24 protein-coding genes, 2 pseudogenes and 2 riboswitches are annotated in these 26,410 nt (G+C 69.8%); of the genes and pseudogenes, 6 read left to right on the top strand and 20 right to left on the bottom strand.

The window, feature by feature from the left end; all coding sequences use genetic code 11:
- Nucleotides 1–104 precede the first annotated feature (104 nt).
- The 4 genes from JL106_RS00005 to JL106_RS00020 all read right to left on the bottom strand — a co-directional run bounded on the left by JL106_RS00005 (nucleotide 105) and on the right by JL106_RS00020 (nucleotide 3,572).
- Nucleotides 105–590, bottom strand: a complete 486-nt coding sequence (locus JL106_RS00005) for a GGDEF domain-containing protein (protein WP_205258620.1) — start codon at nucleotides 588–590, stop codon at nucleotides 105–107.
- Nucleotides 520–954: a GAF domain-containing protein gene (locus JL106_RS22305; protein WP_205258621.1), complete on the bottom strand. Its 435-nt coding sequence runs from the start codon at nucleotides 952–954 to the stop codon at nucleotides 520–522. The genes JL106_RS00005 and JL106_RS22305 overlap by 71 nt, the downstream gene beginning before the upstream one ends.
- A gap of 543 nt (nucleotides 955–1,497) precedes the next feature.
- Nucleotides 1,498–2,565, bottom strand: coding sequence for a GAF and ANTAR domain-containing protein (locus JL106_RS00015; RefSeq protein WP_205258622.1), 1,068 nt, complete (start codon nucleotides 2,563–2,565; stop codon nucleotides 1,498–1,500).
- Entirely contained in the window at nucleotides 2,562–3,572 is a 1,011-nt protein-coding gene (locus tag JL106_RS00020; RefSeq protein WP_236006387.1) for a hypothetical protein, read from the bottom strand. Before JL106_RS00020 ends, JL106_RS00015 begins: the two co-directional genes overlap by 4 nt.
- A 121-nt stretch (nucleotides 3,573–3,693) precedes the next feature.
- Between JL106_RS00020 and JL106_RS00025 the strand changes: the two genes are divergently transcribed.
- Nucleotides 3,694–4,350 (top strand): TetR/AcrR family transcriptional regulator, encoded by a 657-nt coding sequence (locus tag JL106_RS00025; RefSeq protein WP_205258624.1) that lies wholly within the window; start codon nucleotides 3,694–3,696, stop codon nucleotides 4,348–4,350.
- Between the two features lie 116 nt (nucleotides 4,351–4,466).
- On the opposite strand, the pseudogene JL106_RS00030 reads toward JL106_RS00025, so the two are convergent.
- From JL106_RS00030 to JL106_RS00090, 13 genes and pseudogenes are all read right to left on the bottom strand, one after another.
- A pseudogene (locus JL106_RS00030) lies at nucleotides 4,467–4,649 on the bottom strand (IS256 family transposase); the annotation flags it as partial.
- Nucleotides 4,650–4,655: 6 nt separating this feature from the next.
- Entirely contained in the window at nucleotides 4,656–5,645 is a 990-nt protein-coding gene (locus tag JL106_RS00035) for an aldo/keto reductase (protein ID WP_205258625.1), read from the bottom strand.
- 136 nt (nucleotides 5,646–5,781) lie between these two features.
- Nucleotides 5,782–7,167 carry an NtaA/DmoA family FMN-dependent monooxygenase gene (locus JL106_RS00040; protein ID WP_205258626.1) on the bottom strand — a complete coding sequence of 462 codons (1,386 nt, stop codon included), beginning with the start codon at nucleotides 7,165–7,167 and terminating at the stop codon, nucleotides 5,782–5,784.
- On the bottom strand, nucleotides 7,164–7,877 hold the full coding sequence (locus tag JL106_RS00045) for a GNAT family N-acetyltransferase (protein ID WP_205258627.1): 714 nt from the start codon (nucleotides 7,875–7,877) through the stop codon (nucleotides 7,164–7,166). The genes JL106_RS00040 and JL106_RS00045 overlap by 4 nt, the downstream gene beginning before the upstream one ends.
- Nucleotides 7,874–9,232: an LLM class flavin-dependent oxidoreductase gene (locus JL106_RS00050; RefSeq protein ID WP_205258628.1), complete on the bottom strand. Its 1,359-nt coding sequence runs from the start codon at nucleotides 9,230–9,232 to the stop codon at nucleotides 7,874–7,876. Before JL106_RS00050 ends, JL106_RS00045 begins: the two co-directional genes overlap by 4 nt.
- Before the next feature lie 13 nt (nucleotides 9,233–9,245).
- The gene (locus JL106_RS00055; RefSeq protein ID WP_205258629.1) at nucleotides 9,246–10,181 is read right to left on the bottom strand and encodes an LLM class flavin-dependent oxidoreductase; all 936 of its coding nucleotides are present in this window, start codon (nucleotides 10,179–10,181) and stop codon (nucleotides 9,246–9,248) included.
- Nucleotides 10,178–11,374 (bottom strand): aminotransferase-like domain-containing protein, encoded by a 1,197-nt coding sequence (locus tag JL106_RS00060; protein WP_205258630.1) that lies wholly within the window; start codon nucleotides 11,372–11,374, stop codon nucleotides 10,178–10,180. The genes JL106_RS00055 and JL106_RS00060 overlap by 4 nt, the downstream gene beginning before the upstream one ends.
- Nucleotides 11,371–12,081 carry a class II aldolase/adducin family protein gene (locus JL106_RS00065; protein WP_205258631.1) on the bottom strand — a complete coding sequence of 237 codons (711 nt, stop codon included), beginning with the start codon at nucleotides 12,079–12,081 and terminating at the stop codon, nucleotides 11,371–11,373. Before JL106_RS00065 ends, JL106_RS00060 begins: the two co-directional genes overlap by 4 nt.
- Nucleotides 12,078–13,451: an NtaA/DmoA family FMN-dependent monooxygenase gene (locus JL106_RS00070; protein ID WP_205258632.1), complete on the bottom strand. Its 1,374-nt coding sequence runs from the start codon at nucleotides 13,449–13,451 to the stop codon at nucleotides 12,078–12,080. Before JL106_RS00070 ends, JL106_RS00065 begins: the two co-directional genes overlap by 4 nt.
- A 66-nt stretch (nucleotides 13,452–13,517) precedes the next feature.
- Nucleotides 13,518–15,107: an ABC transporter substrate-binding protein gene (locus JL106_RS00075; protein ID WP_205258633.1), complete on the bottom strand. Its 1,590-nt coding sequence runs from the start codon at nucleotides 15,105–15,107 to the stop codon at nucleotides 13,518–13,520.
- A complete protein-coding gene (locus JL106_RS00080) occupies nucleotides 15,104–16,840 on the bottom strand; it encodes a dipeptide ABC transporter ATP-binding protein (protein ID WP_205258634.1) in 1,737 nt (578 codons plus the stop codon). Before JL106_RS00080 ends, JL106_RS00075 begins: the two co-directional genes overlap by 4 nt.
- On the bottom strand, nucleotides 16,837–17,721 hold the full coding sequence (locus JL106_RS00085) for an ABC transporter permease (RefSeq protein ID WP_205258635.1): 885 nt from the start codon (nucleotides 17,719–17,721) through the stop codon (nucleotides 16,837–16,839). Before JL106_RS00085 ends, JL106_RS00080 begins: the two co-directional genes overlap by 4 nt.
- A complete protein-coding gene (locus tag JL106_RS00090) occupies nucleotides 17,718–18,704 on the bottom strand; it encodes an ABC transporter permease (protein ID WP_205258636.1) in 987 nt (328 codons plus the stop codon). The genes JL106_RS00085 and JL106_RS00090 overlap by 4 nt, the downstream gene beginning before the upstream one ends.
- A 310-nt stretch (nucleotides 18,705–19,014) precedes the next feature.
- Nucleotides 19,015–19,123, bottom strand: a riboswitch (SAM riboswitch).
- Nucleotides 19,124–19,422: 299 nt separating this feature from the next.
- Between JL106_RS00090 and JL106_RS00095 the strand changes: the two genes are divergently transcribed.
- Both JL106_RS00095 and JL106_RS00100 read left to right on the top strand, forming a co-directional pair.
- A complete protein-coding gene (locus JL106_RS00095) occupies nucleotides 19,423–20,106 on the top strand; it encodes a GntR family transcriptional regulator (RefSeq protein ID WP_205258637.1) in 684 nt (227 codons plus the stop codon).
- A 170-nt stretch (nucleotides 20,107–20,276) separates the two neighbouring features.
- Nucleotides 20,277–20,566 (top strand): annotated as a pseudogene (locus tag JL106_RS00100) (IS3 family transposase); the annotation flags it as partial.
- A gap of 264 nt (nucleotides 20,567–20,830) precedes the next feature.
- Here the strand turns inward: JL106_RS00100 and JL106_RS00105 are convergent.
- The 3 genes from JL106_RS00105 to thiE all read right to left on the bottom strand — a co-directional run bounded on the left by JL106_RS00105 (nucleotide 20,831) and on the right by thiE (nucleotide 23,551).
- Complete coding sequence (locus JL106_RS00105; RefSeq protein WP_205258638.1) at nucleotides 20,831–21,670, bottom strand: cation transporter; 840 nt, start codon at nucleotides 21,668–21,670, stop codon at nucleotides 20,831–20,833.
- Nucleotides 21,670–21,990: an ArsR/SmtB family transcription factor gene (locus JL106_RS00110; protein WP_205258811.1), complete on the bottom strand. Its 321-nt coding sequence runs from the start codon at nucleotides 21,988–21,990 to the stop codon at nucleotides 21,670–21,672. Before JL106_RS00110 ends, JL106_RS00105 begins: the two co-directional genes overlap by 1 nt.
- Before the next feature lie 832 nt (nucleotides 21,991–22,822).
- Entirely contained in the window at nucleotides 22,823–23,551 is a 729-nt protein-coding gene (gene thiE, locus JL106_RS00115) for a thiamine phosphate synthase (RefSeq protein WP_205258639.1), read from the bottom strand.
- Nucleotides 23,552–23,633: 82 nt separating this feature from the next.
- Nucleotides 23,634–23,743, top strand: a riboswitch (TPP riboswitch).
- A 72-nt stretch (nucleotides 23,744–23,815) separates the two neighbouring features.
- Between thiE and thiO the strand changes: the two genes are divergently transcribed.
- The 3 genes from thiO to thiG all read left to right on the top strand — a co-directional run bounded on the left by thiO (nucleotide 23,816) and on the right by thiG (nucleotide 25,943).
- Nucleotides 23,816–24,889, top strand: coding sequence for a glycine oxidase ThiO (gene thiO, locus JL106_RS00120; RefSeq protein WP_236006412.1), 1,074 nt, complete (start codon nucleotides 23,816–23,818; stop codon nucleotides 24,887–24,889).
- Nucleotides 24,886–25,086, top strand: a complete 201-nt coding sequence (gene thiS, locus JL106_RS00125) for a sulfur carrier protein ThiS (RefSeq protein ID WP_205258641.1) — start codon at nucleotides 24,886–24,888, stop codon at nucleotides 25,084–25,086. Before thiO ends, thiS begins: the two co-directional genes overlap by 4 nt.
- 62 nt (nucleotides 25,087–25,148) lie before the next feature.
- Entirely contained in the window at nucleotides 25,149–25,943 is a 795-nt protein-coding gene (thiG, locus tag JL106_RS00130) for a thiazole synthase (protein WP_205258642.1), read from the top strand.
- Nucleotides 25,944–26,410: the final 467 nt, after the last annotated feature.

Raw genomic sequence — 26,410 nt, forward strand, 5'->3', positions numbered from 1 at the left:
GCACGCCCTCGGCCCGATGCAACCGACGGATCTCCGCCCAGTCCTCCACGTTCAGCACCTCCCCAGCGTCGGGAGGGGGTCAACGTTCCCGGAACCCCAGAGGGTCAGGATTCAAGATCCGGCGACAGCAGGCGGCGGCTCGCCTCGAGCGTGTCGGTGGGTGCATCGGCGGCGGGCACGATGACGTTGGTGTTGCTGCCGCGGGTCTTGGCCGCGTACATGGCCAGGTCGGCCTGATGCAGGAGATCGGCTGTGTCCACACCGCCGCGGCTCAGTGCGGCGCCGACGCTGACGGTCACCGCCACAGAGGCGGCGCCGTCACCGACCCCGTCGAAGCCGATGGGCGCTGACACGGCCGTGCGAAGCCGGTCGGCGAGACGGTCCACGGCCCGCAGCGGGCTCACCGCGTCGGTGAGGTCTTCGCAGACCACCACGAATTCGTCGCCGCTGATCCGGGCGAGGGTGTCCGATGACCGCAGCGCCCGCTTCATCCGCTGGGCCACCGTCCGCAGGACCAGGTCACCGATCCGGTGCCCGAAGGTGTCGTTGATGCCCTTGAAATGGTCGATGTCGACGAACAGGACCGCCACCGAGGGTGCCGTGTCGCTCGGCGGAGGTCAGTGCGTGGGTGATGAATTCATGAACCAGGACCCGGTTCGGCAGACCGGTCAGCTCGTCATGCAGCAGTCGGTTGGCCAGGATGTGCTGCGCGGCCCGCGCCTTCTGCCGATCGTGCGCCATGACGAGGAACGACACCGCGACATCGGCCAGGAGCTGGGCTCGCTCGAGTTGGGTCGCGTCCAACGGCTCGGGTTGCCGGCGGTACAGGTCCAGCACTCCCCAACACTGTCCGCGACTGAGCAGCGGGACAGCGGTGACGCGGTGGATGCCGACGTCGACTGCGACCGAGCCGTAGCCCGGCCACCGCTGCAGCAGCTCCGGGCCGACGGCCAAGACGATGGCGCTGGTCTGCAGCTGTCCTGGCAGGGACCGGCGGCCTGCCGCGATTGCGCCATCTCAAGCGCTTGCAGGCCGTCATCCGAGGCGGACATGAACCGGGTGCCGGCACCGTCGGCCGCCATGACCCCGACGCCGTCGCAGTCCAACGCCGCCATCGCCGCGCGGCACAACTCGACGAGCAGCACATCGGCGGGCGCGTCCTCGACGGCGGTCCGAGCGAGCCGCGCCACCACACCGGTCAGGACGTCGTTCGCCTCTGTTGTCGGGCTGGGCGGCTGCGATGCGGGGATCGACGATGTCCCGTTCCGGGATGAGGATGCAGGCGCGAAGGTCTTGAAGTGCGTCACGGATCGCCCCGTCGAGGGCCGCTGTCGACCATCCGGCCGGTCGACCTACGCCGTGGTAAGACGCGGTCAACCGAGTGACTCTAGGACGTATCGTCGCTGCTTCGTGCACGGTGAACGATGAAGGCACCCGTTCGGCTCATTGGTTCCCGGTCACGGACTCGGCGGACCTGCATCGACGTGGCCCCGTCACTCAGGTCGGCGACTGCCCTGCTGACTCGGTCCGGCCGCGGATCACCCCGGCCGGGCCAGTGACGCGCGGCCGACAGAGGCCGGTCAGTGGGGGTGGCGCCGAGGCGCTGGGGTTCTCGCCGGTCTCGGTGAGGCGCCGGGCGATCTCGTGCAGCTTGCGGTTGGTGTCCTGGGAGACCTGCCTGAGCAGCTCGAAGGCGTGAGAGGCAGTGATCTTGTGCCGTTCCATGAGGATGCCCTTGGCCTGGCCGATCATGTCGCGGTTCACGAGCGCGGTCCGTAGATTGTCCTGCTGTTCGGCGCCTCCGACCATGGCGATGGCGGCGGGACTGGCCAGCAGCAGCCCGACCTGTTCGTCGTCGTCGCCGAAGGCACCGACCTGCCAGGAGTACAGGTTCAACGCTCCGAGGTCGTGCTCGTCCACGTACAGCTGCACGGACAGCATCGATCGCACCCCCAGGTCGGCGGCCTTGGCGCCGAATTCCGGCCAACGCTCGTCGTGCCGAAGGTTCTCCGATCGCAGCGTCGCGTTGGTCCTGATGGCATCCAGGCACGGGCCTTGACCCGTCTCGTACTGGACACGATCGACCTGTTCGACCAGTTCGTCAGTGAACGCGGGCGTCGCCATGTCACGCCCCTTGACCGTCGTGATCCCGGCGTACTGCGCATTGTCGACGTTCGCCACGGCCGAATCCACGATGCCCTGCAACGTTCGATGCAAGTCCGGTTCGGCCTGCAGCGACCTGGCCACCTCACTGAGCTGCTCAGCCAGACTCTGGCGGGGATCCTCGCCGTGACTATCCCGTCCTCGTTGCTCGCTCGAGCTGCGACGCTTGTGGTCCACCATCGTGGGAGTCCCCTTCACCCACGACACCAGACGTTCGCTGATGCTCGCTCCGTGACCGCTTCCAGCGGCGCGTCGGCGCACCGTACCGAACATGACACGAGCGGCGTCCCTCGGCCGCCGCACGCGGGGTTGCACCGTTGCCGACGTTCTCCGTCGGTCTGCAGTCGTAGTCGTCTGCGCTGGCTCGGTCAATGCCGTGGTCGCGGGCGTTCTGCCTGTCATCGCTGATAGCGTGCCGCTACGGCCGCGAACGCGGCTTTGGGTTCCCACTCCATGTCCGGGTAGGTCTGTCCCCGGTGCCCTTCGAGGACTTTGACGATGCCCACGCTCGCCCGGTCCAAGTCGTCTTGTGGGTCGCCGTCCGGGCGGTGCGGGAAGCCCGCCAAAGCGAACAAGTACACGAACGCGCTGTCCACGCCCTCGGTCTCGAAGATTCCGAGTAGTTCGCTCAGATATTCAGCCTGGCCGGCCTCGTCGCGCTCGTAGACGCCGTTGAGCCGTACGGGAGTCTTGGTCGTCGAGTCGTACTCGACCACTTCGAGCACCCGCCCGCCGCGGTTCCCGGCGCCGCGGTAGGCGGCTGTTCCAAAGCCAGTGACAGCAACTGGTTTGGGGTTCTGGACAAGGGTGCGCACCGCCTCTCGGAACCGGTCGGCGACCTCGGCCGAGCGGATCAGTTCGAACGTCACCACATCGAAGGGAGTCCAGTCGACCTGTTCGAACTGGATGGACGCGTAGGTGATCTGACCATGGAAAAGCTCCCGGACGTTGGCCGTGGCTTCGCCGAGGAAGGTGTTCATGCGAGCACCGAGTTCGCGCATTGCTTCGGCCCGCCGCTCGGGAGGACTCATCAGCTGCTCGACTCGTTCCTCGGGAGTTGCGCCGGGCAGGAATCCGTGGTTCATCACGCTGAGCTCGACCCCTGCCACGAAGACCACGGTGGCCCCCTGCTGCCGGAGCCGCTCCGCTCGCACGGCGCAGTCGCGGAACAGTCCAAGGATCTGCTCCGGTTCCAGTTCCAGCGGGTAGGGCGAGAACCACACCTCCAGACCGAGGTCGGCGGCCGCGTGGGCGGCCAGCTCCAGTCTGTCCGGATCGCCGCCGATGATCTGAACCGCGTTGCAGTACAGGTCGTCGCGGATGATCTCGAGCTCCCGGCGGACAACGTCCGGATGAAAGGGCTGGCGGGAGATCTGGCCTTCCGTGACGAAGCCGGTGTCGTAGGTCATTCCTCTGGCTCGCATGACGACGTCTCTCTGTCGGTCTGTGGGGTTCGAGATGCCGAGACTGGTAGCATACCTGCGTGTGCGCAAGTTTGCGTGTTCGCAGCCTGGCTGAGAGGCTGTCATAGTGACGACTCCCGGGCTCCGCGAACGCAAGAGACAGGCCACGCGCGAGGCGCTCCGGACGGCAGCCCTGCGCCTGGCCCTTGAGCACGGGGCAAGCAAGGTGCGGGTCGAGGACATCGCAGCGGCGGCCGGGGTCTCGCCGCGCACGTACAACAACTACTTCGCCAGCCGGGAGCAGGCGATCGTTTCAGCAGTGACCGCGGGCCGGGAGACGCGAGTCGCGGCAGCCGTCGCCCGCCGGCCGCCAACAGTCCGCCTAGCGGACGCCGTCACTGAGGCAGTGGTCGAGCAGTACACCACCACCGGTCAGCATGAACTCGAAACACTGCTCCTGATCACCACCTGGAGCCCACTACGGAAGGCATTCCTCGACGCCTCGGCGGGCATCGAGCTCCCTCTCACGGCGGCGATCGCCGCGCGCCTGCCTGACGCTGGAGCACACACTGCTCGCGTCCTTGCGGCAAGCGTCGCCGCTGCGGTCCGGATCGCGGTCGAGAACTGGCTCCAGCCGGCCGGTGACGACACGTCGCCGGAAGGTTTCGATACCGGAGGACTCGTCGTACCCTTTGGCTCACTGACTGACCAGCTCGGTACGGCACTGGCCCCACTCGCGCCAGCATTCGACGCCGCCGAGGAACAGGCCCATCCCGAGGCATGACACCACTGATCCACAGCGTCCCGCGCTCCGTTCGCCGAGTCCGGTGACTCCATCAGTCCGGTCCTGCCTGTCACCCCGAGACTGTCGCTCTTCCGGTGTAGCTGGCGGTGGGCATGTCAGCGGTCCTGTGCCGTTGGGATGCGGTCTGCCAAGGTGATGGCGAGGGCGTTGAGCACTGGCTTCTAGCGCACGGCCCATGGTGTCTGATCGGTCCGGGTGGGCTCCAGTGATCGGGTGACCAGGTACAGGCATTTCATGGCGGACTGCTCGGTGGGGAAGTACCCACGGGCTCGGACCGCCGGCGGCTACTCGCGCGCCGAGGACACGGAGCCCGGTTGAGCCGAACGGTGACCACGGACCTGGACCGCCAGAGCGTCGAGTCGGGCGACGAGGTCGTCCGACAGCTCGACGTCCAGGCCACCGAGGTTCTCGGTGACCCGCTCGGGGTAGCGGGTGCCGGGGATGGACACCGCGGGCAGCCCCAGCCGGCGTCCCTTGTCGTAGAACCAGGCCAGGGCCAACTGGGCACCGGTCAGGTCGGCGTCCCGGGCGATGGCCAGGAACTCGTCCAGGACGGGCTGGTTGTAGGCCAGGTTGGTCCGGTTGTACCGGGTGATGTTGAACCGGACGTCGCCGGCGACGAACTCGTCGGCGTCGAGCAGGCCGGTCAGCCACTTCCGCCCGAGCGTGGAGTAGGAGACGAATCCCACGCCGTGCTCTGTGGCGGCCGGGACGACCCAACGCTCGACGTCCCGCGACACCACGCTCCACTCCGACTGGATGGCGGCGATCGGGTGAACCGTGACGGCGCGGCGGATCTCGTCGCCGGTGGCTTCGGACAGCCCGATGTGCAGGACCTTGCCCTCGTCGATCAGTTCCTTGATCGCGCCGACCGTCTCTTCGATGGGGACGGCGGGATCGACCCGATGCTGGTAGTACAGATCGATGCGGTCGGTGCCCAGCCGCGCCAAGCTCAGTTCGACCTGTTCGCGGACGTACTCGCGGTCGCCGCGAACCCCTCGCTGACTCGGCCCGAGGTTCTTGACGATCCCGAATTTCGTGGCGAGCTGGATCTCGTCGCGGCGGGTCTTCAACAGCTTCCCGATGGTGATCTCACTTCGGCCGTCCCCGTAGCCGTTCGCGGTGTCGAGGAGGGTGATGCCACTGTCCACAGCGTGGTGCAGGGTCCGCAGCGCATCGGAGTCGCTGACCGGGCCGTACATGTCGGTCAGCGACATGCCACCGAAGCCGAGCGCTGAGACCGTCAGGCCGTCGCCGAGTTCTGTCGTGATCACGTGGGGTCCCTCCCGGAGCAGTGCTGTCGGATGGGAGCGTAAGGAACCAACGCCGCGCTCCGGTGCTGCGGGGGTGGTCGTGATCCGCTGGGCCTGGGCACCGGGCGGGTCGCGTGGAGCGCCGGTCGCTGCGCGGTCACCGATCGGCAGCGGTGTCGGCTGACCTGCTGTCGGGAACGAGCGCCGATGAGCCCGACCAGGTGCCGGGCGGGGTCGGCAGGCCCAGGTTCTCCCTGAGGGTGGCTCCTCGGTACTCGGTGCGATGGGAGCCACGTTCCTGCAGGAGCGGGACGACCTCGTCGACGAAGCGGTCCAGCCCAGTGGGCGTCAGGTGCGGAACCAGGACGAATCCGTCGGCGGCGTCCTGCTGGACGAAGCGATCCAGTTCGTCGGCCACGGTGGCCGCGGAGCCGACGAAACACTGCCGCTCCGTGACCGCGATCACCAGTTCGCGGGTCGACAGCTGTCGCGTCTCGGCCAGTTCACGCCACTGTCTGGCCGTTGCCGCTCGGTCCTGGATGAGAGATCGGACGCTGGAACGTCCCTGGGTGATCAGCCCTTCAAGATCGGTGTCCACGGGGTCGATGGTCGGTAGCGGACCGTCCGGATCGTGGCCGGACAGGTCGGTGTTCCACAGCTGTTCCAGGAACGCCACCGCGGTGGCCGGTGACACCTGGGCGAGCCGGACCTCGCGGTAGATCTCCCTGGCCTCATGGTCGTCGTCCCCCAGCACGACCGACGCCGACGGCAGAATGAGCAGATCGGACCATGCTCGTCCGTACTTGACCAGGCGGGACTTGACGTCATGGTAGAACGCCCGTCCGTCGTCGAACTTGGCGTGTCGGGAGAAAATGATGTCGGCCGACGACGCGGCGAACTCACGCCCTTCGTCGGACTGGCCGGCCTGGATGATGACGGGTCTGCCCTGAGGGCTGGGTGGGACGTTGAACTGTCCGCTGATGTCGAAGTGTCGGTTCTGGATCTGGAACCGCCCGGGCTCGCAGCCGGCGTCGGTCCACGACTGCCACAGGGTGACCGCCGCCTCGAGGAAGTTCTTGGCCCTCAGGTAACGCTCGTCGTGCGGCAAGTAACCGCCGCGACGGAAGTTCTCGCCGGTGAAGGCGTCCCAGCTGGTGACGATGTTCCACGCCGCGCGACCGTCGGACAGGTGGTCCAGCGTGGCGAGCTGCCGCGCCAGCTCGTACGGCTCGTGGTAGGTGGAGTTCACGGTCGCGGCCAGTCCCAGGTGTTCGGTCACCCCGGCGACGGCGGCCAACATGGTGAGGTTGTCCGGACGGCCGACCACGTCCAGGTCGTAGATCCGTCCGGCGTGCTCCCGCAGTCGCAGACCTTCGGCCAGGAACAGGAAGTCGAATCGGCCACGCTCCGCGGTCTGGGCCAGGTGCCGGAAGGAGGCGAAGTCGATCTGGCTGCCCGAGGCGGGGTCGGTCCACACGGTGGTGTTGTTCACTCCGGGGAAGTGGGCCGCCAGATGGATCTGCTTGCGGGGGGAATCGGTCATCGGGGTGCTCCCGGGGGACGCAGTCGCAGGTGTCGGGTGGTGATTCGGCGCCGGAACCCGAGGTTCTCGTACACTCGGATCGCGGTCACGTTGTCGGCGGAGGCGTGCAGGAACGGCTGTTCGCCCCGCTCGCGGATGCCGAGCACCAGCGCCAGGACGAGCCGCGTGGCCAGCCCACGTCCCCGGAAGTCGGGATCGGTGCAGACGGCGCTGATCTCCGTCCAGCCGGTCGGCCGGAGTCGTTCGCCCGCCATCGCGATGAGCCGACCCTCCGCCCGGATGCCGAGATAGGTGCCGAGTTCCGGTGTCCGGGGTCGCCAGGGGCCGGGTCGGGTGCGGTCGACCAGCTCGGCCATCGCTGCGGCATCATCCATCCCCAGCCGGGCGATGTCCGGGTCGTCGGCGCCGTGCACCTGGTCGCCCACCAGTTGCACACCGTCGAGCGCCCGCACCACCGGCCAGCCGTCCGGAGCCACCACCGCCGGGCCGCTGATCGAGATCTCCTGCCCGACGGCCACCAGGTCGGCCAGGTCGGCCCACGCCGCCGGATCGGACGGGTCGTCCACCGCCCCGAAGCCGGCGCGGTCATCCGGATACCGCCGGGCTCGGCGGCGACCGATGGCCAGGGCCGCGTGGCCTCCGGTCAAGGAGTGCCAGCTGGCGTTGTCGAGCACATCGGTCTGCAGGTCACCGGGCGTGGTGGTGCTCATGACGCCGCTCCGGCCGGCGCGGGCAGTGCGAGATGCTCGCGCAGGGTGGACCCGGTGTAGGCACTGCGGTACACCCCGCGCTCCTGCAACTCCGGCACCAGCAGGTTGACCACGTCCTCCAGGGAGGACGGGATGGTGTGCGGGCCCAGGTTGAAGCCGTCGGCGGCCCGGGTCCGGACGTAGTGGGCGAATTGGTCGGCGACCCGGCCCGGAGTCCCCACGAAGGGAGCACGCCGGGTCCCGACCTCCCGGGCCAGTTGCACGATCGACAAGCGGCGTTCGGCCGCCATCGCCCGCCAGGAGGCGATGAGCGCGGTCTTTCCCGTCCGCCGCTCAGGGGTGATGGTGCCGCGGGACGGGTCGAGCTCGTCCGGGGACGGCTCGATGTCCGGGAGCGGACCGTGGGGGTCGTAGCCGGACAGGTCGGTGCCCCAGAACTGTTCGAAGAAGGCGAGCGCCCGCGGCGGCGACATCTGCTGCTCGAGCACCCACCGCGCCTTGTCCGTGGCCTCGGCCTCGGTCGCGCCCAGGATCACGGTGGCGCCGGGCAGGATGCGCACCGAATCCACGCTCCGGCCGCAGGCCCGCAGGCGGGTCCGGAGATCCTTGGCGTAGCTGACCGCACTGTCGAACTCCGTGTTCAACGAATAGACGACGTCGGCGTGGGCGGCCGCGAGGTCACGGCCGCCGCTGGAGTCGCCGGACTGGAACAGCACCGGACGACCTTGCGGGCTGGGGGGGACGGTGGCTCGCGCCGTGGTCCGGACCAGCTCCGAGTGCGCCTCGACCGGAACGTCCGCGCCCCAGGACTGCCACAGCGCTGTGGCGGTCGCGGCGAATGCGGCGGCGCGCTCGTAGCGACGCTCGTGCGGGAGCCATGCGCCGGCCCGGAAATTCGCCCCGGTCCAGGCGTTGTCGGTGGTGACGATGTTCCAGCCGGCCCGACCGCCGGAGAGCAGATCCAACCCGGCCAGTCGCCGGCTCAGCTCGGCGGGGTGGTTGTAGGTGGCGTTCTGGGTGGCCACCAACCCGATCCGGTGGGTGACCGAGGCCAGCGCGGACAGTTGGGTGATCGCATCGGGACGTCCGGAGGGGTCGAGGTCGTGGATGCGGCCCCGGTTCTCGCGAACGCGCTGACCGTCGCCCAGGAAGAAGGCGTCGAAGAGCCCGCGCTCGAGCAACTGCACGATCCGCAAGTAGGTGCTGACCGCGGTGTGGTCGAGTCCGTCCGGATCGGACCACACCAGTTGGGGTCCGACGCCGGTGTAGAAGACCCCGAGGTGGACCTGGGCAACGACGTCGTAGGCGGCGCCGGTGTCCGGTCGTCGGTCCAGGTCGACGGCAAGGGCGGTCATCGGTCGGTCTCCGTCATCGGGTCGAGAAGTGGTTGACCGGGCGGCCCAGGCCCAGGGTGGAGCGCAGCGTGGCGCCGGCCGCGGGGGGCCGGAACAACGCCAGGTCGATCAGCGCGGGCAGCACCCGATCGGCCAGCACCGGGAGGTCGTGGGGCAGCGAGCGGGGGCGCAGCAGCACGCCCGAAGCACCCCCGGCGGTGATCTCACGGATCAGGCTGACCAGTTCGTCGGCCCCGGGGACCTCCGCGAGGTCGATGCGGGCCAGCGGCAACGCCGCGTGCTGACGCACCTGCCGGCTCCGGTCGGCGAAGGTGGTGCTGTCGAGATCGTCCAGCAGCACCAGGTCGGCCTGGGCATCGAGCCGGTGACGCTCCTCGACGAGGACCACGATCTGACCCTGCGGAGATCGCTGCGTGATCAGGGGTCCCACCACGGAGAACGTCGATCCGACGAAGTTCACGTGGTGGACCCGGTCGGCGTCCAGGTACCGCCCGCTGGCGGTGTCCCGGATGGCCGCGTCGTCCTCCCACGAGTCCCAGAGCAGCCGGGCGACCTGGACGACCTCCGAGAGCTCGGTGTGCAGCTCCGCCTGGGTCCGGGGGGTCGTCCCGATGGTGGCCAGCGCCGCGGGGTCGTTGACCGCTCCGACCCACCAGCCGGCCCGGCCCGCGCTGAGGTGGTCCAGGGTGCTGAGCTGGGTGCTGAGGTGGAACGGCTCGGTGGTGGTCACTTGCAGCTGGGGGACGAGCCCCAGCCGGTCGGTGTGCAGCGCCACGAACGCCGCCCGGGTGCCCGCCTCCACCAGCGGGGTCCCGTCGTCGGCGGGCAGTGGCGAGTCGGTGAAGGTGACGAAGCTGAACCCCGCCGCCTCGACCGCGGTGACGGTGTGGATGAGATCAGCGGAGTCCGAGCCGAAGCCGCGCAGGTCGAGCCCGACGGCGAGACTCATCCGTGCACCGCCAGGGCCAGTCGACGCACCGCCTCCTGCAGTTGGGCGGGAGTGTGATTGCTGTAGGCGATCCGAAGGTGTCGCTCCGACTCCCGCTGCGGCCCGACGGCGAAGAACCCGCCCTGCTGATAGGCCAACCCGTGGGCGGCCGCGCGCTGGTGCAAGGCGGCGGCGTCGACCGTCGGATCGGTCAGTCGGGGCCACAGGAACAGCCCGCCCTCCGGCGCGGTGGTACTGAAGGTTCCGGGCAGCTGGGTGTGCAGTGCCTCGATCAGGGTGTGTGACCGCTCGGCGTACAGCAGATTGGCTCGCGCCACCACGTCGTCGTACCACCCGGGATGGTCGGTCACCAGGTTCTCGATCAGCGTCTGGGTGACGGTGGGAGTGTGCGAGTCGCCACGATTGCGGAGTTTGACCACCGGCGCCACCAGGTGCTCGGGCAGCACCAGCCAGCCCAGCCGCCAACCCGCTCCGAGGGTCTTGGTGAAGGTGTTGACGTGGATCGCCCGGTCGGACTGGTTGAACGCGGCGACCCCTTGGTCCTGCCCCGCGAAGCGCAGTTCCCGGTAGGGGTTGTCGACGATCAGGTAGAAGCCGAACCGCTCCGCGAGTGCCACCAGCGCCACCCGCTTCTCGGCGGAGAGGGTCACCTGCGTCGGGTTGTGGAAGTCGGGCACGGTGTAGACCGCCGCGACCTGCTCCCCGGCCCGGAGCCGGGCCGCCAGGTGATCGACGTCCAGCCCGTCGGCGACCACCGGCACCGGGAGCAGCCGGTCGGTGGAGACCTCCAGAGCGCGGACGAACAGCGGGAACACCGGGTCGTCCACCGCCACGGTGGCGCCTCGCTCGACGACGGTCAGGACGGCCAGGGACAGGCCGTGCATCCCACCGTTGGTGATGACGATGCGGCGGGCGTCCACTCCCTCCCGGCGGGCCAGCCACTCCCGCAGGCCCGGGAAGCCCGGGGTCTGGGTGTAGCGCAGCGCCGCCACACCGGTCTGCCGATCGGTCCACACCGCGGCGGAGGCCCGGGCGATGTCCTCGATCGGCAGCGCTTCGGCCGCTGCGGTGCCGGCCAGCAGGCGAAGGGTGTCGGGCGGGGCGTCGGCCAGCAGACTGGCATCGCCGAAGCCCCGGGGGTCGGTCAGGCCTCGGGCCAGGACGGAGAGTCCGTGGGGCTGAGTGAGCGTCATCGGGCGTGCGCCTCCGCATCGGTGAGAACGTTCTCGAAGTGGCCCGCGGCCACCTCGGGGGTGAGCGTCCAGTGACGCTCCCAGTGCTCGTCCAGCAGGTGGATGCCGTCGACCCCCAGCAGGGCGAGGTTGGCTTCGGCGGCGCGTTCGGCGGCGCACAGGTAGAAGGCGGCCTCGGCCACCGACCCACCGACCGTCCAGAAGCCGTGGTTGCGTCGCAGCAACACCCGCGCTCCGCGCTGGACCAGTTCCACCGGGGTGGGGTCGGTGCTCACCCCGACGTTGCGGGCCGTCAGGCCCTGCAGCCGCGTGATCAGCGCACTGTCGGTGGTCACCGGCAGCAGCGGCCGTCCCAGCGCCGACCAGGCGAAGCCGCGGGGGGTGTGCAGGTGGATGGCCACCGCGGCCTCGGGAACCTGCTGGTGCAAGGTGAGATTGCCGGTGAAGCCGTTGATGCGGTGCGAGTTCCGCGGCTCGACGACCGCGCCGTCACCGTCGACCAGGACCAGGTCCTGCGGCGTGATCGAGCGGATGGAGACGCCGAACGGATTGACCCAGTACAGGTCTGGATCCTCGGGCACCCGGGCCGAGACGTGACCGTTGAACCCGAATTCCCAACCCTGGGCGCCGAAGAACCGCAGCGCGGTGGCCAGTTCCCAACGCACGTCCCGCACGGCGGTCACCGCCGGGACCGCACCGGGGCTCACGCGCGACTCCCCGCGGTCCGGGCGGCGACGGAGCGATCCTGCGCGGGGCGCGGCAGGCCCAGGTTGTCGCGGAACGTGCCGTCGACGTACTCGGTCCGGAACAGTCCGCGCCGCTGCAGCTCCGGCACCAGCTCGGTGGTCAGCTGCCGGAACCCGCCCGGCTGGTAGACCGGGAGCAGGTTGAAGCCGTCGGCGGCGCCGTGGTGGAAGCGGAACGCGATCTGGTCGGCGACCTGCTCGACGGACCCGACCGGGGACCAGTGGCCACCGCCGGCGACGACGAATTCGATGAGCTGACGCAGCGTGTACCGCTCCACCAGCGCCAGCTGGCGAAAGATCTTGAACCGCGACTGCACCATGTTGACCGCGCCCACGTCCGGCAGGAGTTCGGCCGGGATGTGCTCGTCGAGATCGAGGTGGGCGATGGAGGTGCCGCCCAGCATGAACTCGACCTGGGCTCGGGACCGTTCGTGGTCCAGGTACTCCAGCAGCTCACGGGCCCGGCGCCGGGCCTCCTGCTCGGTGCCCCCCAGCGTCGGCGAACAGCCGGGCAGGATCTTGACGTGGTCCGGGTTGCGCCCCATAGACGCCGCGCGGGCCTTGACGTCGGCGTAGAACTCCTGCCCTTCCGCCACGGTCGGCGTGGCCGTGTAGATGATGTCGGCGAAACGGGCACCGACCGTCCGACCGGGACCGGACGCGCCGGCCTGGGCGAGGACGGGATGCCCCTGGGGTGAGCGTGGCAGGTTGAGCGGACCTCGGACGGAGAAGTACTCACCGTCGTAGGTGTCGGCGTGCACCTTGCTGGGATCTCCGAACACGCCGGTGCTGCGGTCGATGACCAGGGCGTCCTCGTCCCAGCTGTCCCAGAACATGCGGACGATCTCGAGGAACTCGGTGGCCCGCTCGTAGCGCAGATCATGTTCGAGCAGCGGCGCCGGGCCGAAGTGCTCGGCGCCGCCGAACGAGGTGACGATGTTCCAGCCGACCCGGCCGCTGGTGAGGTGGTCGAGCGAGGCCAGCTGTCGCGCCAGCGTGTGCGGGTGGTTGAAGGTGGTGGACATCGACGGGATGAGACCGATGTTCGTCGTGCGGCCGCCGAGGACCGCCAGCACGGTCAGGGCCTCCAGGTAGCGCAACGGACGGGTGGGGAAGCGTCCTTCGTCGTGGGTCGGGCCGTCGGCGATGAACAGGTGGTGCAGGTTCGCCTCCTCGGCCCAGCGGGCCTGGTCGGCGAACAACGAGAGCGAATACGCCTCCTCGACCCGACTGTCGGGCAACCGCCAGGCGGCCGGGTGACTGCCGCCACCGTTGATCAATGCGCCGAGGATCAGCTGACGGGGGTGACTCGGTTCGGACGGCACGGACATGGGTCTCCTTCGGACCGGGGGGTGGACCGGGCCGGGGCCCGGTCCACCCGGTGATCAACAGACAGATCAGGCCCGGCCGACCTCGTAGGCGTACAGGTAGCGGAAGGCGCGCGGCTCCCAGGTCACCGACTTCGAGACGACCCCGGTGAACGGGGATGCGTACAGGAAGACCGTGTGCGCCTCGTCGTGGTACACCCGCAGCGCCTCGTTGATCGCCGTCTGACGTTCCTCCCAGGTGGTCGCCTTCAGCGCCTGGTCGTAGAACGCGTCGTAGTTGGGTGCGTCCACGTGGCCCTGGATGTGGGTCGAGGTGAACGGTCCGAGCTTGCCGTTCAGGTCGGTCGGTGACGACCCGCCCCAGTTGATGTAGACCAGGTCGGAGGCCTGGTCGTCGTCGCCCTGCTGTCGCTCGACCCAGGCGGGGAAGGGCGTGACGGTGAGCGTGAGCGTGATGCCGACCTCGGCCCACTGGGCAGCGATGGCCTGGGCGGCGGCCTCGGCGGCCACGTAGGTGCCGGACGGAACGTCCAGCTCGAGCTGCAGTCCGTCGGAGTATCCCGCTTCCGACAGCAGCTCTCGCGCCTTCGTGGGGTCGTACGGGTACGCTGACAGGTCCGGGTTCTGTTCCCCGTACGGCTCGAACAGCACCTGCCCGGGCAGCGGAACCACCGCCGACTTCAGCAGCGCATCGATGATCGACTGCTTGTCGGTGGCGTAGTTCAACGCCTGGCGCACCGTGGCCTCGGCCAGCGGGCTCCCCGACTTGCGCTCGTTGATGGCCAGCACGAACGGCTGCGCGCCCTGCTCCAGGATGACCGTGGAGTCGTCACCGCCCAGACCGTCGGTGGACAGCGGCGCGAGGTTCAGGACGATGTCGACCTCGTGCGCCTGCACGGCCGCGACCCGCTGCGCCTCGGACGCCAGGACGAGGTAGTCGACGGTGTCGAAGTCCGGTCGGGTACCCGTCCAGTACGGGTTGGCCGACAGGCGGGCGCCGTTCTCCAGGTCGAGGTCATCGAGCACATAGGGGCCGCTGCCCAGCGCGGTCAGGTCCAGGTTCGCGCCGGACTCGGCGTAGGCGGGGGACACGATGTACAGGTTCCACAGCCGGGACGGGAGGTCGATGGCCGGCGCGGCGAGCGAGAAGGTCACCGTGTCGTCCGAGGTCGCCGTGACACTCGAGGTGAACTTGCGCAGTGAGGCGCCGGCGGTACCGACATACTCCTTGTCCAGGAGCTTCTCGAAGTTCCAGGCCACGTCCTGGGCGGTGACCGGGGTGCCGTCGGAGAATGTCGCGTCCGGTCGGATGGTGAAGGTCCAGGTCAGATCGTCGAGCTGTTCCCACGCGGCGGCCAGGCTCGGGGCCGCTTCGCCGTCGACCGTGACCTTGGTCAGCGCCTCGTAGATCGAGCCGATGATGGACCCCTGGGAATCGGCTGAGCCACCTTTGTGCGGATGCACGTTGGTGATGGCACGGGTGAGCCCCAGCCGCAGGGTGGGGGCTTCGGACGCCGCCCCGCTGACGCTGGTGGTGCCGTCGGAGGTCGTCTGGTCGGCGCTGCCACCGCAGGCCGACAAGCTCAGCGTGGCAACGGCGAGGGTGGCGACCAGAGCGCGGAATCGTCCGCGTCGGGGCAGGCGCAGGTGTGTGTTCACGGTCCTTCTTCTCGGGTGGCTGGGTCGACGCCGTCGAGCGCGTCGGTCGGGGCGGGCAGGGTCGACAAGGCCCGTCCGGGCACGGCGTCGACGAGACTGCGGGTGTAGGGATGCGCGGGCTGTCGCAACACCGTCTCGGTCGGTCCCTGTTCGACGACGGTGCCGCGACGCAGCACGACCAGGTCCTCGCACAGGTACCGCACCACGGTCAGGTCGTGCGAGATGAACAGGAAGCTGAGAGCCCGCTCCTGCCGCAGCCGTCCGAACAGGGCCAGAACCCTGGCCTGGACGGAGAGGTCGAGCGCGGAGACCGGTTCGTCCGCCACGATCAACGCCGGATCGCTGGCCAGGGCGCGCGCGATGCCGACCCGCTGGCGCTGACCGCCGGAGAGCTCCGACGGGAAACGGGTGCGGAACGCCCCGGGCAACTCGACCTCGTCGAGCAACTCCTCGACCCGCCGGTTGACGGTTGCCCTGGCCAGGCCGCTGTGGTTCAGCTCCAACGGCTCCCGGAGCGTCTGCTGCACCGTCAGCCGAGGATCGAGCGAGCTGTAGGGGTCCTGGAATACGTACTGCACGTCACGTCGCCAGCGGCGGTGGGCGGCTCGGTCCAGCTCGTCCGGATCCTGGCCCTGGTAGCGGATGGTTCCGGAGTCGAGCCGCTCCAGGCCCACCACGGCACGTGCGAGCGTGGTCTTGCCCGAACCGGACTCGCCCACCAGACCGATGGCCTGGCCTTGCCGGAGGGTGAGATCGACTCCGTCCAGGGCGGTGAAATGCCGACTGCCGGCCGGCCCGCGGACCACGAAACTGCGGCGGGCTTGAGTGATCTCCAGGTGCACGGGTGACTCGTCCCGCTCGGCGGACCTCAAACGCAGGGGAGCGAGCCGCTGCGGCACCGCGGCCAGCAGCCTTCTGGTGTAGTCGTGCCGGGGGGACCGAAGGACCTCGGCCGTGTCCCCCGTCTCCACGATCCGACCCTGGGACATGACCGAGACGATGCTGGTGCGGTCCGCGATGACCCCGATGTCGTGGCTCACCAACAGGACGCCGATACCGAGATCCGCTCGCAGTTGGTCGATCAGATCGAGCACCTGGGCCTGGACGGACACATCCAGGGCGGTGGTCGGCTCGTCGGCGATGAGCAGACCGGGCCGGCGCGCCAGGGCGATGGCGATCATGACCCGCTGATTGAGCCCACCGGAGAGCTCGTGCGGGTAGGCGCCCAGCGTCTTGACCACGTTGGGGACGCCCACCTGACCGAGCAGGTCGCCGGTCAGTTCTCGGCGCTGTTGTCGGGAGGTTCCACGGGGAAGCGCTTCCCGGAGCTGGGCGTCGATGCGCAGCCGGGGATTCAACGACGACGTCGGGTTCTGGAAGATGATGCCGACCGAGCTCGACAGGTGGCGGCGGGCAGCTCGCCGGCCCAGGGGAGCGACGTCGACCCCGTCGACCAAGACCTGTCCACCCCGGATCTGCAGGGCCGCCGGCAACAGGTCGGCCGCGGCGAGTGCGGTGAGCGTCTTGCCCGAGCCCGATTCGCCGACCAGGCCGACCATCTCGCCGCGGTGGACGACCAGGGACGCACCGTCGACCAGGTTCCGAGTCGCCGCCCCGCCGCCCTGCGGTCTCGGACCGACGACGAGCTCACGGATCTGCAGGACGGTCGGGGCGGGCTCGAGGTCCGGACGATGGCCGCGGGCCGCGGTGGCAGCATGCAGGGTTTCGGTCATCGTGCACCCTCGGAGTTGCGGGCGCCGCCGAGGTAGCGCTCGGCCAGCCCGTCGCCGAACAGCTGCAGGGCCAGCACCGTCAGCACGATGGCCACCCCCGGGGCGGTGGCGACCCACCAGGCTGCGGACAGCGCATCCCGGCCGGAGGCGACCATGGCCCCCCAGTCGGGGCGCGGCGGCTGCACACCCAACCCCAGGAACCCGAGGCTGGCCTGCAGCATCAAGGCGCTGGATGCACTGAGCGTGAAGGCAACGAAGAACAGGGGAGCGACGCTGGGCAGCAGGTGGCGCCGGGCCAGCGCCGACCGACCCGCACCGGCGACGATGGCGGCCTCGATGTATTGCTGCTCCACCACCGTGCGGGCGTGCCCGCGCAGCACCCGGAAGGTCAGCACCCAGGAGCCGAGCACCAGCACGACGACGATCGGAACGAAGGAGTTGCCGACGAACGCCAGCACGACGATGGCCAGCACGATGGTCGGGACCGCCAGCTGCACGTCGGCGATGCGGCTGCACAGGGTGTCGACCCAGCCGCCGAACAGCGCCGACCCCAGGGCCAGCGCCAGACCGAGCACGGTGGCGATCAAGGCGGCGGTCAGCGAGATGGACAGTGCGGTCCGCCCGCCCCAGATGACGCGGTCCAGCACGTCCCGGCCGACCTCGTCCAGGCCGAGGGGATGGGCCCTGGACGGCGCGGCCAGGATGCTGGCCAGGTCCTGCTGCAGCGGGTCGCCGGCCAGCAGCGGCGCCAACAGGCTCACCCCGACGATGACGACCAGCAGCGCAGCGCCGATCCGACCAGCCCAGCCGATGCTGGGTCGGCGGACGCGAGTGGCGGGACGCTCGTCCAGTTCGGGCAGGACGGCGGTGGCGGTACTCATGCGCGCAGCCTCGGTTCGATGAGCACGGACAGGACGTCGACCACCAGGTTGATCAGCACGAAGCCGATGGCGATGATCAGCACGCACACGATGACCAGTGGGTAGTCACGGTTCTGCACGGCGTTGATGGACAGCTGGCCGATCCCCGGCCAGCCGAACACCGACTCGGTGACCACGGCGCCGCCCAACAGGACTCCCGCCTGGATGCCGACCACATTGAGCGTCGGACCGACGGCGTTGGCCACCACATGGCGCAGCGCGACCATCGGCCGACTGACTCCCTTGGCGATCGCGGTTCGGACGTGGTCGGCCCGGAGCGCCTCGAGCAGCGCGGTGCGGAACACTCGGGAGATGGCCGGGACGAAGGCGATGGCCAGGGTGATGGTCGGCAGGATCATGCCGGTGACACCGCCGGCGCCGCGCCCCATGGTGGGTACCCAGCGCAGGGTGACCGCGAAGACCAGGATGAGCACCATGCCGACGAAGAAGGTGGGCACGGCGTCCGCGACGGTGGCGATGCTCAACGGAACCCGGCGGAGCCAGGCGTACCGTGCCGTGGCCGCGACGTAGCCGATCAACCCGCCGACCAGAACGCCCAGGACGAGACTGGCCGCGCCCAGGAGCAGGCTGGCCGGCACCTTCTGCAGCGCGATGGTGAGCGGATCCTGCCCGTAACGCAGGGAATCGGGGAAGCTTCCGGTGACGACGTTGCCCAGGAACTTCACGTATTGCACGGGGACGGGCTGGTCGAAGCCGTACAACCGGGTGAGGCGGGCGGTCTCCTCGGGCGGCGCGTCCGGCGGGACCAGCAGCAGCACCGGGTTGTTCGAGGAGTACAGGGCGAAGAACACGATGGTGATCGCGCCCCAGACGGCGATGAGTCCCGTCAGCAGACGGCGGACCAGATGTCGGACACCGATGGGTGAACGGAGCTGGCCCGACGGTCGACCGGCGGGTGCCGTGGAGGCCGTGGCGTTCGACACGGGGATCCTTGCGAGAGGTGTGCTGACGGGGGACCGGCACCGAGGGTGCGCAGGGCGGGCCGAGCCGACGACGAGTCGCCGCAACGACCTGGCCGGACACGACGGATACGGGGCACAACAGTGGTGTCAACCGGAAGTCCGGACGCCGTCGGGATCGCCGCCCGGACCGGCGCGGCGTGGATCGGCTCAGCTGCGGCGGATCACCAACGGTGCTGGCAACAGAGACTGCTGGCCGTCTGCAGGAGGTCGACCACACGTCGTCGAGAGGTCAGCAGGCCTCTGGGCTCGTGAGTCATCGCGTCGTGCCTTTCGTCAGCGCTTGCGTCGCGGGCGCGACGCCGGGTCTCGTTCCGGGGCACCCCATCGCAGTGAAGGGTTGCCGTCCAGCAAGCCGGTGCTTGTCGCTGGAACTCTTGACCGATCTCGATGCTAGGGCCGTGGTCGCCACCCGGTCAATCCGGGCGACTGCGAGTCCTATCACTGGTCCTCGACACAGGCGGCGGGGCAAGCTCCGTCGAGTATCGACACATGAAACGTATTGCGAACAGCAGAATGTCATGCAGGCGCGGCCAGCGATCCTCGCTCGCCTCACGCTTCGCGCCAGTGGATACGTTAGCATCCGAACCAACACATCCAAACTCTGGTGCATACGATAGCAGGGTCGTGGCGGGACACCTAGAGTGGTCGGGACGGCACACAAGAGGAAGAACGTGATGCGGTGACCGAGTCCCCGGTGGTGGACCGAACCAGCTCGCCCGGGCTCGAGGGGGCCGCCCCCAGCATCGGTGACCGCACCTACGCGGAGCTGCGGGCAGCGTTGCTGGCCGGGCGCCATCGGCCGGGAAGCGTGCTGTTGGAGACCGCGATCGCCGCCGAACTGGAGATCTCTCGCACGCCGGCTCGGGAGGCGCTCGTCCGGCTGACCCAGGACGGCCTGCTGCAGCGTCGCGGCCGCGGGTTCGAGGTCCGCATCCGCACGGTGGACGAGATCGTCGACATCTACGACGCCCGCATCGTGCTCGAAGGCTGGGGTGCGGCCACTGCCGCCGAGCGGCGCACCTCCGTCGACCTCGCGCGACTGCACGCGGCCCACGCCGCGGCCGAGGTCGCCGACACGGCCGCAAACCTCAAGGACACCCACCGTCAGTTCCACCAGGTGCTCAAGCGCTGCTGGCACAACCCGACCCTGGTGGACGAGACCGATCGACTGCACGCGATGGCCTCGATGGTGCCGCACCACGAGGAGCTGACCGCGAAGGACGCCCGACTGAACTCGGTCGACCACCAACTCATCGTCGACGCCATCGATGCCAGAGACGCAGAGGCCGCCCGGACAGCCGCCATGAATCATCTCCGCCGTGCACGTGACCGGCGGATCGCCAGGATGGCCGCGACCGACTGACTCGCACACCGCGTGACCCGAGCTCGGCCGTTCGCCGTGGCAGCCACCAGAAAAGGGGAGCCTGACCCGCTTCTTGGGCACCTCGGACTGCCCAGACTTTCGGTTGACTCCTTGAGTGTGAGGCTTCAGGCCTTGCTGGAAGGATCCGCCTCTGACGCTCGGGATGTCCTCCCGAGAGGATGTACCCGCTGGTTCAAGACCTGGCCGCTGATCGGGATCCCGGTCGCGGTGACCTGCCGGGTGCTCGGCTGCTCCGAGCAGGAGTTCTCCCGGTGGCAGGCCGACCCGGTCAGCCAACGCGAACTGGGGCGACGCGCACCTGATCAACGCCGCGATCGACATCCATCACGACGACCGCGAGTTCGGCTACCGGTTCATCACCGGCGAGTTCGCCGCCGCTGGTTCCGTGGCCAGCCGGAAGTGTGTGCACTGGTGGTGTTCTCAGGAGCTGTTGTTCGCTGGTCGACCAGCCCCGCTCACCGGCACCACCATCACCACCGCCACCATCACCGCCGGCGGCGCCGACCGGGGAGTGAGCCACTGAACGGGATGCGCTGCATCGGCTGTCGCTGGCGAGCGCCCGGAACCGGACGCTGACCACCGAGAGCGCCGACCGGCGAGCGCAGCTCGCCGTCCTGTACGGCGAGCTGCGCACCCTGCGACTCGGGACGCCCACCAGCTGATCGCCAGCACCACCCTGGGTGTGCTGCTGGCCGGTACTGGACTACCGAGCCGACCGACCGCGGCCGTCCGCAGGGCCATCGGGGTCTTCGACCGCCGATCGCCCGCGGCGCAGTGGGACCGGATCAAGGGACACCGCCTGCGTCGTCCGGGCGCAGCAGCTGCAGGTTCCGTCGCAACCACCACTGGAACCCGGCGGAGAGACGTCGCCGTCATGGTGGTGCAGGTCGGCTCCGGGGGCGCAGCACGCATCGCCCCGCCATGCATCCCGGCCTTCCTTGACCGCGACGGCCGCGATGACCAGCGCCGCGATCGGATCCGCCCAGGACCAGCCGAACAGGCTGTTCACGGCCAGGCCGACGAGCAGCACTGCGGAGAGGTAGGTGCACAACAGCGTCTGCTTGGAGTCGGCGACCGCCGAGCGGGAGCCCAGCTCGTGACCGGTGCGCCGCTGCGCCCAGGACAACACCGGCATGATCATCAGACTGGCACCGGCCAGGACCAGCCCGACCGTGGAGTGCTGCGCCTCGGCCGCCCCGAACAGCGTCCGGACGGCATCGATGGACACGTACGCCGCGAGCGCGAAGAACGACCAGGCGATGATCCGCAGCGCCATCCGTTCCCGCTGCTCCGGATCCCGGCCCGCGAACTGCCACGCCACCGCGGCCGCCGACGTCACCTCGATGATCGAGTCCAGACCGAACCCGACCAGCGCAGCCGACGACGCGATCGTCCCGGCGGTGATCGCGACCACCGCCTCGATGAGGTTGTAGGCGATCGTGGCGGCCACGAACCAACGGACCCGCCGCTGCAGCACCTGCTGCCGTTGCGCGCCGGCTCCGTCCGCCGACGGCCCCTTCGTGAGGGTGAGGTCGGTGGGCATCAGCAGCAGCCTGACTGGCCGGCGGCGGCGCAGTGCTCGGGGTCGACCGCCAGCACCACGGCCATCAGGTCAGCCAGGGCATGCCTCAACCGGGCGTCGGCCAGCTCGTACCGGACCCGCCGGCCTTCCGGGACGGCCACGACCAGGCCGCACCCACGCAGACAGGCCAGGTGGTTGGACAGGGACTGCCGAGAGACGGCAAGCCGGTCCGCCAGCTCGGCCGGGTAGCCGGGAGCCTGCATCAGCGACAGCAGGATCTCGGTGCGGGTCGGGTCGGACAGTGCGTGCCCGAAACGGGCGAGCACCGAACCATGGGTCATCGTCTGCACGACGAAACGGTACAGCGACGGCTGAATACATGCCACCCTGTATCGGGATGGCAGGATGCCGCTGGCTGTACGTCCTCGGGGCGTTGTCGGCAGCGACGACAGGTTCACGGCCGTGCGCCGGTAGGCCTCCTCGATGAACTCCTCGAGCTTGACCAGCTCCACCCGCCACTGGTTCCGGCCACGATCTAGATCCCGTTGAGTTGTCACTCCCGACGGTGAGTGGCGCATCGTGCGCTGGTGCTGGGCCCGCACGTGTTCGATGGGGTGCCGTTGACGGTGGCGGCCAAGCGGGCGGGCGTTCCGCTGCGGACGCGCAGCGATGGTCGGTCGTGTCGGTCCTCGGGCGGTGCCGCAGCTTGCTGGAGCCAACTGGCGGCCTGATTGGCCTGCCGACTCGGCTTCGCCAGCCCACGCCCGAGCCGGCGAGCGCGGATGACGGTGCACCACGACCAGCTCTGCGCTTCGCAGGCCCGAGTGAGGTTCCCGACAGCGCCAGAGTTGCGGGAGCAAGATACGCCAGGTGGGTCGAGGATCCACAGCCCTGATCCACTGGCACCCGTCGCAGTACGAGACGATGCTCGCGATGGCCGGGAAGCCGCTGCACGTCCACGGATGGCGGTCGGACGTACAGCGCTCGTCGAGCCGTCCTCGGTATCAATGGCAGTCGGCGACCTGTTCGGCGGCGGTACCAAGAGCCCGGCGAGGCAGTCCGTGCTGTACCCAAAGTGCTGATCGCCCTGCCGTTGAGGGAGTCTGACCCCCGTTGCCGTACCGGGCCGGTGTGGACCGTGACTGCCATGCCTCGAACGACGAACACGTCAGTTCAGTCGAGCAGGGCGGCGCGCAGCCCGCGGGCCGCTGCCGTCGGGTCGTCGGCCTCGGTGATCGCCCGGACGACGACGATGCGGGTCGCGCCGGCGTCCCGGACCGTCGCGACCCGGTCGGCGTCGATGCCGCCGATGGCGAACCACGGCCGGTCCGGCCGCCGGGCCGCGGTGCTGCGCACCAGGTCCAGGCCCGGTGCCGGCCGGCCCGGTTTGGTCGGCGTGGGCCAACAGGGACCGGTGCAGAAGTAGTCCACGCCGGGCTCGGCGGCGGCCGCGTCGGCCTGGTCGGCGTCGTGGGTGGAGCGGCCGATGAGCACGTCGGGTCCGACGACGCGGCGGGCCAGAGGCACCGGTAGATCGTCCTGCCCGAGGTGCAGGACGTCCGCCCCCGCCGCGAGCGCCAGATCGGCGCGGTCGTTGACCGCCAGCAGGGATCCGTGCCGCCGGGCGGCGTTCCCGAGCACGGCCAACGTCGCCAGTTCTTGTCTTGCCTCGAGCGGACCGAACCGGGCCTCACCCCGAGAGCCCTTGTCACGCAACTGGATGACGTCCACGCCACCGGCGAGGGCGGCGTCCACGAAATCGGCCAGGTCGCCGCGCTCACGGCGCGCATCGGTGCACAGGTACAGCCGGGCTGCAGCCAGCCGCGCCCGGCGGCCCGTCGTGTCCGCACCGGCCGCGCGCGGCTCCAGGAGATCGTCGGACGATCGGCTCGTGATGGACATGCGGCAGCACGCTACCCCAGACCGGCTCGCCGGCACCCGATGTCGACAGGCCTGTCGGACCCGCGCAGCGATGGGTAAAGTGACGCCGAACCACGGGAGTCCCGGAGCGGCGGGACTGAGAGGGGGCATTCGGCCCCGACCGTCGAACCTGATCCGGGTCATGCCGGCGAAGGAAGGGGCTCCAGCGTCGTGTCGCACCATCCATCCGGGCCGACCAGCCCACCGCCGACCGACCCACCGACGGGCGGACCGGGGAACGGGCAGCTGGCCGTCGTGGGAGGCGGCGTCATCGGGTGGTCGGTGGCCTGGCGGGCGGCGGTCGCAGGGTGGTCCGTCACCGTGTTCGATCCGCGTCCCGGCCGCGGATCGTCCTGGGTCGCGGGCGGCATGCTGGCGCCCCTGACGGAAGGACATCCGGGCGAGGATGCACTGCTCGAGCTGGGCAGCGAGTCGCTGCGGCGGTGGCCGGCGTTCGCCGAGCAGCTCACGGCCGCGGCCGGCCGGCCCTGCGGGCTCAGCGCCGAGGGCACGATCGTCGTCGGATGGAACGCCGGGGACCGCGCCGAACTGGCTCGCACGGTCGCGTACCTGGCGGGTCGGGGCCGGCTCGTGACCCAGCTCGATGACGACGAGCTCCGAGTGCTGGAACCGGGTCTCGCCCCAGCTCTGCGATCTGGGGTGTCCGTCCCGCAGGACCGATCGGTGGACAACCGGGCGCTGCTGGCCGCGTTGCGGGCGGCCGCGGATCGGGCTGGTGTGAGGACGGTCGAGCGGGCCGTGTCCGACCTCGACGACGACGGCGTCCGCGGCGCCGATCAGGTGGTGATCGCCGCCGGCACCGGCAGTCCAACCCTGACCGGCCCTCTCCGGTCCACCGGCGCACTACCGATCCGCCCGGTCAAGGGCGAGATTCTCAGGCTGCGAGCACGTCCCGGCGCGGTGCCTGGGCCGCGTCACACCGTCCGGGCCCTGGTCCATGGCCGGTCGGTCTATCTGGTACCGAGGTCGGACGGCCTGGTGGTTGGCGCCACCCAGCACGAGGTCGGGGCCGACACCACGGTCACAGTCGGCGGTGTCCGGGACCTGCTCGCCGACGCCACCGCCGTGCTGCCTGGCCTGGCCGAGTTCGAGTTCGCCGAACATGCCGCCGGTCTGCGGCCCATGAGCCCGGACGGCGTCCCGTTCATCGGCCGGCTCGACGACCGGGTGGTCCTGGCCACCGGTCACGGCCGCAACGGCATCCTGCTCGCACCGCTCACCGCGGACGCCGTCCTGGCGGACCTCCACCGGTCCCCGCTGGCCGAGGTGGCGGCGGCCGCACCCGGGAGGTTCGCATGATCACCGTGACCGTCAACGGCGAGCGACACCAGCTCGACCGGGGCATCACCGTGGCAGGCCTGCTGGCGGTGCTCGACCTGCCGACCGAGGGCGTGGCCGTCGCGATCGACGCCGCCGTGGTGCCTCGCGCACGATGGGCCAGCGAGGTCGTCGACGGCGCCGAGGTCGAAGTGCTGTCCGCCGTTCCCGGCGGCTGACCACCGCGGAGCCGCCGTCCATTCCCGACCCGACACAGTGCCCGTGCCCAGGAAGGACCAACATGACCGACACCGTGGCTGCGGTGGCCGCCGGACCCTCGACCGAGGATCTGGTGATCGCCGGGCGGACGTTGCACTCGCGCCTGATCATGGGCACCGGCGGCGCCCCCAACCAGGCGGTGCTGGAGGCGGCGCTGCTGGCGTCCGGCACCGAGCTGACCACGGTGGCCATGCGCCGCGTCGATCCCGCTGGTGGATCGGGCGTGCTGGAAGTGCTGCGGCGGCACGCCATCTCGGTGTTGCCGAACACGGCCGGGTGTCACACGGCCGCCGAGGCGGTGCTCACGGCCCAGCTGGCCCGCGAGGCGCTGCACACCGACTGGATCAAGCTCGAGGTGGTGGCCGACGACCACACCCTGCTGCCCGACGCGGTGGAACTGCTGCGGGCCGCGCAGCGCCTGGTCGACGATGGGTTCGTGGTGCTGCCGTACACCACCGACGATCCGATCCTGGCGCGCCGACTGGAGGATGTCGGCTGCGTGGCCGTCATGCCGCTGGGCGCGCCGATCGGGTCTGGGTTGGGCGTCTCCAACCCGCACGCGTTGGAGATGATCGTGGCCGGGGCCGGTGTCCCGGTGATCTGCGATGCCGGTATCGGCACGGCCAGCGACGCCGCGCTGGCCATGGAGCTCGGCTGCGATGCGGTCCTGCTGGCCACCGCGGTGACCCGGGCCGACGACCCGGTGCGCATGGCGCAGGCCATGGCCGCGGCGGTCGAGGCGGGCTTCCACGCCCGGCGTGCGGGCCGGATCCCGAAGCGGTTCTGGGCGCAGGCGTCCTCACCGGCCCGGTGCTGACATCGCTGCTCGGTCGACCCGGTGATACGACGATCACTCGTCCTGCTCGGTCGCGTCCCCAGTGTGTCGAGAACGAGTTCGAGATGACCACTGCACTGCACTGCACTGCACTGGATCGGCAACTCAGCTGGAGACGTTGACCGACCGGTGGTCCTGGACGGCGGCGCTCGAGCACAGTGCATGTGCGAGGAGATCTCGACCGAGGCGCCCACAGTCATGCGGCTCCTGGGCTTCCAGCCCCGTCAGTCGCGGCCGGATCGTCGGGGCGGACGAGCCGCCGCATCGCAAGAGATTCCTGAGCCACAGCGCGCATCACGAGCGTGTCGGCCCGGATCCCATGGAAGCTGTCCGACCTCATCCGCCGCGAGTGCAGAGCCCCTGACGGAGTGGTCCCTCGCGCCAAGAGGTCACCTGGACCGTCGACGCCGATCGCCAGGGCGCGCCGAAGGAGTTGCCCGACGACATGC

The sequence above is a fragment of the Nakamurella leprariae genome, from assembly GCF_016918035.1.
Taxonomy (GTDB): Bacteria; Actinomycetota; Actinomycetes; order Mycobacteriales; family Nakamurellaceae; genus Nakamurella; species Nakamurella leprariae.